Source organism: Bacillus sp. JJ864 (genome assembly GCF_036963045.1).
In the GTDB taxonomy this organism is placed as follows: Bacteria; Bacillota; Bacilli; order Bacillales; family Bacillaceae_G; genus Bacillus_A; species Bacillus_A pseudomycoides_C.
Genome location: NZ_JBALLY010000148.1, coordinates 1 through 12023, shown reverse-complemented (window position 1 = coordinate 12023; position 12023 = coordinate 1). Strand labels below are relative to the sequence as shown.

Sequence of the window (12023 nt, the reverse complement as noted above, 5' to 3'; positions counted from 1 at the left end):
TGCAATTTTGCATATTTATGGTTTGATTATTATTTTCTCATGATAATGTAATGGATGAAAAAAATTGTTAGTTTAATGCACGAGCAAACCAATTAGATTTAAATTTCATTTTAGTATCTGCTCGTTCTAAGTTTGTTTTTGCTAGATTGGTATCTTTTTGTTGATATGGAACTTTCCAAAAAATCGTTAATATTTGTGCGTTTTGTTCCATATTACCTACGAGAGCACCAATTTCATTATTATATTGTTCAATCATTTTTTTAGTTGTACCTTTGGAATTCGCTCTATCAAAAGAGAGGTAAGCTAACACAATGTAGTCATCTGGAGTATCAGTTCCTAAATGTTCATTGACTTCAATTTTTTTAACAGAAGCACCACCTAATTTTCCAACAATAATAATCTGAAAATCCATTTTATGAATACACTTAAATATCAACGTTTTACAGCATGGTGTGAAAACTTATAAAAGGTTAGGTTATATTCAGAACGCGATTAATATATGACTCTTTACTAAGAGAGGTAAGCTCTGATACTACTGGTAGCGGGGCTTTTTTTGATAAAACACTTTTAAAATGTAATGCACTTTGAAGGGAACATAATTTTTCTATTGATTAAGTCGATAATATTCTAAAAAAGAAGCCCCGTCAAAATACGGGACCAAAATGCAATGCTGACATGTAAAAACCTATGCCATGCAACTTTAACATAATTTTTCGAGAAATAATATTAGTAAATGTATCCAAATAAAGATAAATAAAGGGATTTGGTGTTTTATGCAATTTGAATTTTATAGAAATGCAGGTGCGGAAGGATTAAAACTGTAAGCGGGATATATATTGAAAACTTTTAAGTAGAATAATCTTTTGTACACTATGAGTTAAGTAGGAGATAAAGATAACGTGTTCATTGATTTGAAGACGAACGGGCGCCTTCTCTTGAAAAGAAGGAGAACTTTTATGTCAGTTTTTTAGTTGTCTATATAGATTCATTACCCGCAAGATCATGAATACGTATTTAATATAAAAATAACATTTATATGCAATGAATAAATGTTTGGGCGAAACATATATTTTTAGAAGGTCAATATAAAGGGTTATTAGAAGTTTTAAGGGGAAATTTGATTTATTAAAAAGCGAAGTTTGTCGATTTAAAAGCAGCTCATTTGAAAGGGAAAAATAAAGAATTACCGAAATATTTATATTGACTTGTTCTATATAAGAAACTAAAATTTACCTTAAATAGAATAAATTGTATTTTCCTTCATAAAGGTATGCTTTTGCACGAAAAGATGTACATAGATAAATTCTTTAAATCTTTGAATATAAAAAGTGCGGAGGGAGCCCCAATGGAAAAAGAAATTAATCTAAAAAAGTTATTTAGTGTCATAAAAAGAAGGCTATGGATCATTATCGTCCTCACAATAATTACTACATTGGCCGGTGCGGCTTATAGCATTCTTTTAAAAACTCCATTATACGCATCTTCTGCAAGAATCATTATTCAAGCAAATAATGCTGAAATGATGAACACACTTAAAGTAATGATTAATGAACCAGCTGTGTTAGAAAAAGTAGCTGCAGAATTGCATACTGACAGATCAGCAAGTGCATTAAGCGGACAAATCAGTACGGAAAGTGTACAAGGTTCTCAAGTAGTGAGAATTAATGTAGTTGATGCTGACCCCAAATTCGCAGCTAAAATTGCGAACACTACAGCGGCAGTTTACAAGCAAGAAGTCTCCACTTTGTTAAATTTTAATAATGTTAGCGTTTTATCAGAAGCGAAAGCTTCGAAGTATCCTGTACCTATAAACATAAATCATTTAAATACAATAATGCTTTTCTTTTTTATTGGCATCATATTAAGCATCGGCTTTGTGTTTTTACTAGATTCTTTGGATGATACTATTAAATCGGAGCGATCTATGGAGGAATTATTAGGCATTCCAACGTTAGGGGGCATTTCTAAAATGAATAAACGAAATATAGTAGACAAATATAGCAAAGGCAGATCGGTGGCATTAAGGGGGAGAGACACTTGGATTACACAAATAGAAGAAAAACAGACAAAATTAAGAAAGAAGGCCTAGTTACTTATTTGGCTCCGAACTCCAAAATCTCTGAACAATACCGTGCAATTCGTACAAATCTTCAATTTGCATCTGTGAATCGTAAAGCGCAGACGATTGTTATTACATCTCCAGGTTCTGGAGATGGGAAGTCAACTACTGCGGTTAATTTAGCTGTTTCAATAGCACAGCAGGGGGAAAAGGTATTAGTAGTTGACGCAAATTTACGAAGCCCAGTCATTCATAAAATCTTCAACTTAGAAAATATGATTGGAATGACGGATATTTTAATCGGAAAAGCAACATTGGAGGGGGCTGTCATGCAAACGGAGGTTGGGAATCTCTCTGTATTAACAAGTGGCCCAGTCCCTTTTAACCCTGCAGAATTACTTAGCTCAGCACCGATGGAGAATCTAATTCAAAAAGCAATGGAACAATATGATTTCATATTATTTGACTCTCCGTCGGTTTTAGATGTAACTGATGCGAGTATTTTAGCTGATCAGTGTGATGGAGTAGTATTAGTAATAAGCTGTAATCATACTGTAAATGAGGATGCAGTGGAAGCAAAACGAATCTTAAGTTTTACAAGAGGACGGTTAGTAGGTGCTATTTTAAATAATAAGGTGTAAAAATTTTCGCAATACAATAAACTCCTATATTCACTAAGTGTACACATACCCTATGTACGAATCAATCGTTACAGCCACTTCAACAAGAAGTTCTCCATACATTACAAGCATATATTGAAATCATTTTTTGTTTCTATGAAAGATTATTAGGCACATCCTTCCGCTTTTAGACGCAGACCTCCTATTCCAAACTATATCCAATTATTCATTATAGTAATTGTATTCATAATACAAGTGTATAAATTCCAAGATAAGTATATTCGGTTTCCAAAAACAAACATAAAATTTAATATTGATAAATTGTTTGGGCGGATTGGGAACCTCAAAGGAGTACCAAAGTTGTTTGTCGATGGAGAAGAGGGAGGGGCATCAGGCAAGTTGTGTCAACTTCACACATGCTAAACATCTAATAACTCTCTACTCGAGATAAAGGACATAAGTGGCGAGGATTTTCGTGAAGATAAAAGTTACTTTCAGTTTTTTGTTCTTTATGAAGAACAAAAAAGTCTTTTTTTTAGCTATAATGTGGTGATGTCTCCTTACCAGTATCAATGGAGGAACTCGGTCATGCTGTGGGTTGCGATAAACCTTAGATGCCAGTCATCAAGAGTGTGATGTGAGGGTGGGTTAGATGCCCAATTTTTATTAAAGTTTTTAACTATGAGTTTTTTGAAAAAACCTTATAGTAAAGCTTTAATTTTTTAAAAATTAATGACTAAAAGGGGGGAAGTTTATGACATATCGTCAAAGATTATCGCTATTACTTTTAGTAGATTCACTCATTGTATTAAGTGCAATTTTCTTTAGTTATTTTTTAGTGAATGCTAGTTTCCATGTTATTACGTTATCATCAGTAATTAGCTCCATAACTTTATTACTCAGCCATCATTTATTTGCTTTTATTTACAAGTTGTACAAAAAAGCATGGGAATATGCAAGTATAGGAGAATTATTAATTATTTTTAAGGCTATCACATTCTCTATTGTTATCACGGCTATAGTACAAGAAGTATTCTTGAAAGGTATTTATTTTCGTTTGCTTGTTGTCACTTGGATGATTCACATTTTATTAATCGGAGGATCTCGTTTTGTTTGGCGGGTGTTACGGGATGTGTATTTTAAAAAAGGTGATACAAAAAAGAGAACTTTAATAATTGGTGCGGGTTCTGCTGGAACAATGATAACGAGACAATTGCTAAAGAATAATGATACAGAATTATTACCTGTTGCGTTTATTGATGATAATAAGAAAAAGCATAATCTTGATATTTTAGGTATTCCAGTAATTGGAGGTGTGAATCAAATTGAGCGTGCCGTTCACGATTTGAATATTGAAAGCATTATAATTGCAATCCCTTCCCTAAGTAAAAAAGGTTTGAATGCTATTTTTAAAGAGTGTTCAAAAACAAAAGCGAAAACGCAAATTCTCCCTATGTTAGAAGATTTAGTGACAGGAAAAGTCTCAGTTAATGAGTTCCGTGATGTGCAAGTAGAAGATTTGTTAGGTCGAGATCCTGTTGAATTGGATATAAATAGCATTTCAGGATATGTAACCGATAAAGTCATTCTAGTAACTGGTGCTGGTGGTTCAATTGGTTCAGAGATTTGTAGACAAATCGCAAAATTTAATCCGAAGCAATTGATCTTATTAGGTCATGGTGAAAGTAGTATTTACTCAATTGAAATGGAATTGAAAGAGTTATATGGTGATACGAAGATTACGTTTATTTCAGAAATTGCAGATATACAAGATTATAAGAAGATGATTTCGGTAATGAATCAATATCGTCCCCATGTTGTCTATCATGCTGCTGCACATAAACATGTACCGTTAATGGAATATAATCCAGAAGAAGCTGTAAAAAACAATTTGATTGGGACGATGAATGTTGCAGAAGCAGCAAGCTGGCACGATGTAGAAACGTTTGTCATGATTTCTTCGGATAAAGCAGTGAACCCAACAAGTGTCATGGGAGCAACGAAAAGGTTGTCTGAAATGATTATTCAACATAAAGATAAAATGAGTCATACAAAGTTTGTTGCGGTTCGTTTTGGTAATGTATTAGGAAGTCGAGGTAGTGTAATTCCGCTATTTAAAAAGCAAATTCAAAAAGGTGGACCGGTTACGGTTACTCATCCCGATATGGTTCGTTATTTTATGACCATTCCGGAAGCATCAAGGCTTGTTATACAAGCTGGAGCTGTTGCTAAGGGGGGAGAAATTTTTGTGTTAGATATGGGAGAACCAGTAAAAATTGTTGATCTTGCAAAAAATTTAATTAAACTATCTGGAAACTCTATTGAAGAAATAGGAATAGAATTCACTGGAATGAGACCAGGGGAGAAGCTTTTTGAAGAGTTGCTAAAAAATGATGAAATGAATGAAAAACAAGTTTATCCGAGAATTTATGTAGGGAAAGAAACGGATGTTTATATAGAAGAAATTGAAAAAATTATTTCTACATACTCAGATTTAAATAAAGAAGAGTTGCGAAATAAACTATTACATTTGGCTAATAAACGTAATGTTTCAAAAGCTTTAATTCCGATATCTAGTTAAGTGTCTATGTAAAAGCAGTATTTTCATTGAAAATATAGTTGAATGGGTGTGGTCTAAGTGTCTAAGAGAGTTTTGTTTTGTGCAACAGTAGACTATCATTTCAAAGCATTTCATTTACCTTATATGAAATGGTTCACAGAGCAAGGCTGGGAGGTACATGTTGCTGCAAGTGGCAATATACAGCTTCCATATGTAGATAAAAAGTACGACATTCCTATCCAAAGATCTCCTTTAAAACTGCAAAACTTTCATGCATACAAAGAGCTTACAGCAATCATAAATACAAATAAGTACAGTATTATTCATTGTCATACTCCAATGGGTGGACTACTTGCCCGCTTAGCAGCAAGAACAGCAAGAAGAGAAGGAACAAAAGTGATTTATACAGCTCACGGATTTCATTTTTGTAAGGGTGCCCCGCTTATAAATTGGTTTGCATATTATCCAATCGAAAAAGGATTAGCTCATTATACAGATTGTCTCATAACAATTAATAAAGAAGATTATAATCTTGCCGTGAAACATAGATTTAAGGCAGCGAGTATTGAACACATTCATGGAATAGGAGTGGATACGGAACAATTTAGACCGATAACTGAAGCTCGCAAACGAAATTTAAAGATGCAATTTGGTTTTAAGCCAGACGATTTTTTAATGTTTTACGCTGCTGAATTTAATAAAAACAAAAACCAGCAATTCTTGATTCAATCATTAGCCTTATTAAAGAATGAAGTTCCTCATGCAAAGCTTTTACTTGCAGGAAACGGTCCATTAATGGAGGAGTGTAAAAAACTAGCTTTTCGTCTAGGAGTTGCCGAGATGGTTCATTTCCTTGGTTATCGAAATGATATTGCTTCATTATTACCAATGTGTGATCTTGCTGTTGCATCTAGTCTTCGGGAAGGTTTACCAGTGAATATCATGGAGGCGATGGCTTGCGCTCTTCCGGTTGTAGCTACTGATAATAGAGGGCACAGGGAGCTTGTTCTTAATGGTGAAAATGGTTGGATCGTAAGCCATGACAATATAGAAGAGATGTCTAATAAAGTAAAAATTTTTACGCAAAAGCTTGAACTGGGTGTTCAATTTGGGAGTACTGGACGTAAGATAGTTGAAAATAAATACGCTATTCATGGAGTGTTAGAAGAGAAAGAAGATATTTATGCTATGTTCATGGGGGAAACGGGGGAATTAAAGTGGGCTGTCCATTAAGGATATTGCACGTAGTTGTAAATATGAATCGAGGTGGGGCTGAAACTTTAATTATGAATTTATACCGAAATTTAGATCGCTCTAAAGTCCAATTTGATTTTCTAACTTGTAAAGAAGGTGTATTCGATGAGGAAATAGTAGCGTTAGGTGGAAAAGTTCATAGAGTACCATATGTTACCGATGTTGGACATACAGGATACATCAAAACTTTAGATACTTTCTTTTCGTCTCATCAAGAATATAAAATCGTGCACTCCCACATGGATAAAATGAGCGGATTTGTCCTCCGTTCGGCTCAAAAAGCGGGTATACCAATTAGAATTGCTCATAGTCATAGTACGAGCAGTGAGGGCGGCATTGCGGCAAAATTGTATAAATGGTATGCAGGGAAATTTATTTTACCATGTGCAACGCATTTGTTAGCATGTTCGAATACAGCGGCTCAGTGGTTATTTGCGGGTCGAGCGGATATGGCTAAAATTTTAAAGAATGGAATAGAATATGAGGAATTTTCGTTTTCTCCAAAAATTAGAAAACAGGTAAGAGAGGAACTGCAACTTCACCAAGATACTCTCGTAATTGGACACGTTGGGAGATTTGCCTATCCAAAAAATCATTCTTTTCTTGTAGATGTGTTTGCTCAATTACTTCTACTAGAACCAAATTGCATTCTTATATTAGCAGGAGATGGTCCACTGCGCTTACAGATGGAAAAGAAAGTAGAGGAGCTAGATTTAAGAGATAGTGTAAAGTTTCTTGGGATACGAAATGATATTAATCGGTTGCTTCAAGCATTTGATGTGTTTGTATTTCCATCTATTTATGAAGGTCTGCCGGTTACTCTTATAGAGGCACAAGGAGCAGGTTTACCTTGTATTATATCAGATGCTGTTACAAAGGAAGTCGATTTGGGTATGAATTTAGTTGAGTATTTCCCTCTGACTGATAAGGGGATATGTATAGAAAAAATAAAAAGCGTAGCATCTAGGGACTTACCGAGAAATATGCCAGATCAAGCGTTATCTAAAAAAGGATATGATATAAAAAAAACTGCGGAATTAACGCAAGATTTTTATTTAGCAGTGTCGAGGTGAATCAGTTGAAGAAGTTAACTATTTTTACGCCTACTTATAACAGGGCATATTGTCTTCATAAATGTTATGAAAGTTTGAAGCGTCAAACAAACAAGGATTTTATATGGTTAATTATAGACGATGGTTCCAGTGATCATACAAAAGAATTGGTAAACAGCTGGAGAGCTGAAAATTGTATAGAAATAAACTATTATTGGCAACAAAATCAAGGTATGCACGGTGCTCACAATACAGCTTATGAGATGATCGACACGGAACTAAATGTATGTATTGATTCTGATGACTACATGCCGGATGATGCTGTGGAAAAAATTCTTTCTTTTTGGGAAAGATGTGGAAATGATGAGGTAAGTGGCATAATTGGATTGGATTCATACACAGATGGACAAATCATTGGTTCGAAGTTACCCGAAAATCTTAAACGCTCCACACTTTTTAATCTCTATAACAAGCATAATGTAACTGGTGATAAAAAGCTTGTATATCGCACGGAACTAACGAAGCAGTATCCATACCCAATTTTTAAAAATGAAAAATATGTAGGATTAGCGTATAAGTACTATATGTTTGATAGACAATACGAAATGTTACTGATGAATGAAGTCCTTTGTTGTGTTGAATATTTGCCTGATGGTTCATCTATGAACATGCTAAAACAGTACCGGAGAAATCCAAAAGGTTTTGCTTTTTATCGTAAGGAGCTTATGAAGTTGCCGTTTGTAAGCCAATCATTTAAATACAGACAAGCTATTCACTATATATCTAGTAGTCTTATATCTAAAAATAGAAGGTTTATGAGGGAGGCACCTTGTAAAACTCTTACGTTTTTTGCTATTCCGTTTGGGATTGCACTTTATTGTTACATCACAGCAAAAACAAGAATGTTAGAAGTAACATAGGGGTTTAGTAACATGTTGAAAGGAAATAACAAATGACCATACTTTGGATGAATCTCGCTATAGTGTTTATATTCTCTTTTTTTGCTAGATATTTTGCCATTCCTATGACATCGAGACCTGCATTGATAAAACCTAATCAGTTTCTTATCCTGATAGCAACTCTATCTCTTGTATTGGTAGCTGGCCTTCGAAATAATATTGGAGATACATATTATTATATGCATGCGTATACCGTTACTGATTACAATTGGGAATATATTCGAAAAAGTAAAGACATAGGATTTAATACTTTTCAAATGATTTTACAAAAGTATACCGATGATCCGCAAGTCATGGTTTTTATTACAGCATTAATAACAAATGTAATAATTGTATCCGTTTTATATAAGTATTCTAGGTTAATTGATTTAAGTTTATATGTCTATATTGCGTCAGGGATGTATTTAACATCAATGAACGGAATCAGGCAATACTTAGCTGCAGCTATTATTTTTGCTGCCACAAAATACATTTTTGATGGGAACTGGAAAAAATATATCCTCATGGTTCTACTTGCATCAACAATTCATCAAAGTGCACTCGTTCTTATACCAATATACTTTATAATTCGAAGAAAAGCTTGGTCCACAACAACGTTTATTCTCCTTTTTTTAGCGGTACTCATCGTAATAGGATTTAATCAATTTTCTGAAGTTTTCTTTGCTGCGATAGGGGATACTCAGTATGGTCACTATAAGGATTTTCATGAAGGTGGTGCCAATATACTTAGAGTTGCTGTTGATGCTACACCACTTATACTTGCTTATCTCGGTAGGGAAAGACTTAGAGCGCTCTTTCCGAAGAGTGATTATATTGTAAATCTGGCTTTATTAGGCATGGTTTTTATGCTTATTTCAACACAAAATTGGATTTTTGCAAGGTTTTCCATTTATTTTGGATTGTACCAATTAATATTAATTTCTTGGGTTGTAAAGGTATTTGCTGAAAAGGATCGGAAGTTTATCTATTACGCAATTGTAGTATGTTACTTTGTTTATTTTGTTTATGAGCATGTAGTTACTTTGAGGATTATTTATAAGAGTAATTTTTTATAATGTTATTCTTTCCTCATAGAAATATACAAGAAGGTAAAGGAGGTTTACGTTTAGAAATATGGAAAAAATCCCTCGCATCATCCATTACTGCTGGTTTGGAGAAAAAGAAAAACCTGTCATAGTTAAAAGATGTATAGAAAGCTGGAAAAAGAACTTATCGGAATATGAAATAAGAGAATGGAATGAAGATAACTTTGATGTAAATTGTAATTCATATGTAAAAGAAGCTTATGAATCGAGAAAATTTGCATTTGTTAGTGATTTCGTAAGAGTATATGCTCTCTATAAATTTGGGGGGATTTACTTGGATACAGATGTCGAAGTATTCAAACCATTCGATAAAATGTTACATCATGACTCGTTTTGGGGATTTGAGCAAGAAAATTACATTGCTACAAGTACAATAGGAGCAGTAAAGGGGAATACGCTCATAAAAATCTTTTTAGATTCATATGGAGAGAAGAAATTTATGAAAGAGGATGGAAGCTACGATGATCTGACTAATGTATCCGTTATAACAGAGATATTGAAAAATGCAGGGCTAAAAACAAACGGAGAATATCAGGAAATAGAGGGGATAGGAGCTTTTTATCCGCAAACATATTTTTCGCCGTATGACTATATTAATTGTAGAAAATTCATAACCGAAAACACATATGCAATGCATCATTTTTATAAGAGTTGGTTGTCACCTGAAGCGAGATTAAAGAGTAGCATAAAGGTAATAGCATCCAAAGTTATCGGTGGAGAAAATATAGCTAGAATTAGAAAATTAGTTTCGAGAACTTAGGAGACAAAAATGAAAAATATATTAATAGCCTCTTTTGACATGGAAGTTGGAGGAGTAGAAAGAAGTCTAATAAGTATGCTTGAAAACTTTGATTACAAAAACTATGCAGTTGATTTGATGCTATATAGGCATCAAGGTGATTTTATGGATTTAATTACGAGTAAAGTAAATTTATTAGACGAAATTTCGCAGTATACAACTTTTAGAAAGTCCATAGGTGAAACGTTTAAAGATAAACAGTACAGTATTGGACTGGCAAGAGTTCTATCTAAGGTAAAGGCTGAATTTATAGGACGAACAAAACGAATAACAGAACCAGGGTATTATCAGATGCAATTAATGTGGAAGTATGCTTTACCATTTCTTCCGAAAGTAGATAAGGAGTATGACGTAGCTATTAGTTTTTTGTGGCCGCATTATTTTATAGCCGATAAGATTACGGCTAAAAAGAAAATAGCATGGATTCATACAGATTATTCCACTATAGAGCCGGATGTAAGTATGGATTTAAACATGTGGAATAAATTTGATTATATTGTAGCTGTATCAGAAGCATGCAAAAATTCGTTTGTAAACAAATATAACAAGTTAGAAAATAAAGTTGTTGTAATAGAAAACATAACTTCTCCAGAGTTTATTAAACAAATGGCAAATGCAGAAGTTAATAATCCAATGGCTGTTGATCAGAGGTTTAAAGTTGTAACAGTAGCAAGATTGTCTCATGCAAAAGGAATTGATAGTGCTGTTAGAGCTTTAAAGATGTTAAAAGATAAAAGTTATAATGATATTGTTTGGTATGTAGTTGGATATGGAGGAGATGAAGCGATGATCAAAGACTTAATAAAAGATTTGAAACTTGAAGCTGATTTTATACTACTAGGGAAACAAACGAATCCATATCCATATATAAAAGAAGCGGATCTATATGTACAACCGTCTAGGTATGAAGGAAAGGCTGTTACGGTATGTGAAGCTCAAATACTTTCAAAACCAATTATGATAACGGATTATACAACTGCAAAAAGTCAAGTAAGAGATGGAGTTGATGGATATATTACAGAATTGTCAGTTGAGGGAATAGCAAATGGAATCGAAAAATTATATAAGGATTCTGTTATGAGAAAAGAATTAATCAATAACTGTGTTAAAACAGATTATTCTAATGGTTACGAATTAGAAAAGTTGTATGAAGTGTTAGTTGACTAAAGAGGGCCGATTGATTTGATATTCGAAAATAAAAATTTGAAAGGAAGTAAAGATGGTTCCGAAGGTAAGTATTATCGTACCTGTTTATAATTGTGAGGAATATTTGTCTAACTGTATAATGTAAAGTTGTAATCAGACCTACAAAAATATTGAAATTGTAATCGTAAATGATGGATCAATTGATCAAAGCGAAAAGATAATTAATAAATATAAAGTAAAAGAAGAGAGAATAATGTATCACTATCAAGATAATTGTGGACCATCTGAAGCGCGGAATAAGGGGATTTTAAATTCAACAGGAGAATATGTAACCTTTATTGATGCTGATGATACAGTGGATAAATACTATGTTGAATTATTACTAAATAAAATGATCAACTCAAATTCTGATTTAGTATGTTGTGGTTATAAAGATATTTCAGAATATGGGGTATTGAATTATACAGATTTTAATTTCAATACTAATAT

At 33.3% G+C, this 12023-nt stretch carries 11 protein-coding genes; 10 read left to right on the top strand and 1 reads right to left on the bottom strand.

Annotated elements, in window-relative coordinates:
* Nucleotides 1-67: 67 nt before the first annotated feature.
* Complete coding sequence (locus V7024_RS20170) at nucleotides 68-412, bottom strand: hypothetical protein (RefSeq protein WP_335523202.1); 345 nt, start codon at nucleotides 410-412, stop codon at nucleotides 68-70.
* Between the two features lie 933 nt (nucleotides 413-1345).
* On the opposite strand from V7024_RS20170, the gene V7024_RS20165 reads away from it, so the two are divergent.
* The 10 genes from V7024_RS20165 to V7024_RS20120 all read left to right on the top strand — a co-directional run.
* A complete protein-coding gene (locus tag V7024_RS20165) occupies nucleotides 1346-2089 on the top strand; it encodes a YveK family protein (protein WP_335523200.1) in 744 nt (247 codons plus the stop codon).
* Nucleotides 2038-2700, top strand: a complete 663-nt coding sequence (locus V7024_RS20160; protein ID WP_335523197.1) for a CpsD/CapB family tyrosine-protein kinase — start codon at nucleotides 2038-2040, stop codon at nucleotides 2698-2700. Before V7024_RS20165 ends, V7024_RS20160 begins: the two co-directional genes overlap by 52 nt.
* A 733-nt stretch (nucleotides 2701-3433) precedes the next feature.
* A complete protein-coding gene (locus V7024_RS20155; protein ID WP_335523194.1) occupies nucleotides 3434-5260 on the top strand; it encodes a polysaccharide biosynthesis protein in 1827 nt (608 codons plus the stop codon).
* 57 nt (nucleotides 5261-5317) lie between these two features.
* On the top strand, nucleotides 5318-6472 hold the full coding sequence (locus tag V7024_RS20150) for a glycosyltransferase family 4 protein (protein WP_335523192.1): 1155 nt from the start codon (nucleotides 5318-5320) through the stop codon (nucleotides 6470-6472).
* Nucleotides 6457-7566 carry a glycosyltransferase family 1 protein gene (locus tag V7024_RS20145; RefSeq protein WP_335523189.1) on the top strand — a complete coding sequence of 370 codons (1110 nt, stop codon included), beginning with the start codon at nucleotides 6457-6459 and terminating at the stop codon, nucleotides 7564-7566. Before V7024_RS20150 ends, V7024_RS20145 begins: the two co-directional genes overlap by 16 nt.
* A 5-nt stretch (nucleotides 7567-7571) precedes the next feature.
* Nucleotides 7572-8465: a glycosyltransferase family 2 protein gene (locus V7024_RS20140; RefSeq protein WP_335523186.1), complete on the top strand. Its 894-nt coding sequence runs from the start codon at nucleotides 7572-7574 to the stop codon at nucleotides 8463-8465.
* A 32-nt stretch (nucleotides 8466-8497) separates the two neighbouring features.
* Nucleotides 8498-9559: an EpsG family protein gene (locus V7024_RS20135; RefSeq protein WP_335523182.1), complete on the top strand. Its 1062-nt coding sequence runs from the start codon at nucleotides 8498-8500 to the stop codon at nucleotides 9557-9559.
* 58 nt (nucleotides 9560-9617) lie between these two features.
* Nucleotides 9618-10349: a glycosyltransferase family 32 protein gene (locus tag V7024_RS20130; protein ID WP_335523180.1), complete on the top strand. Its 732-nt coding sequence runs from the start codon at nucleotides 9618-9620 to the stop codon at nucleotides 10347-10349.
* A 9-nt stretch (nucleotides 10350-10358) separates the two neighbouring features.
* The gene (locus V7024_RS20125; RefSeq protein WP_335523177.1) at nucleotides 10359-11555 is read left to right on the top strand and encodes a glycosyltransferase; all 1197 of its coding nucleotides are present in this window, start codon (nucleotides 10359-10361) and stop codon (nucleotides 11553-11555) included.
* Nucleotides 11556-11703: 148 nt separating this feature from the next.
* On the top strand, nucleotides 11704-12023 hold a 320-nt coding region (locus V7024_RS20120; RefSeq protein WP_335523204.1), incomplete at its 3' end, for a glycosyltransferase family 2 protein.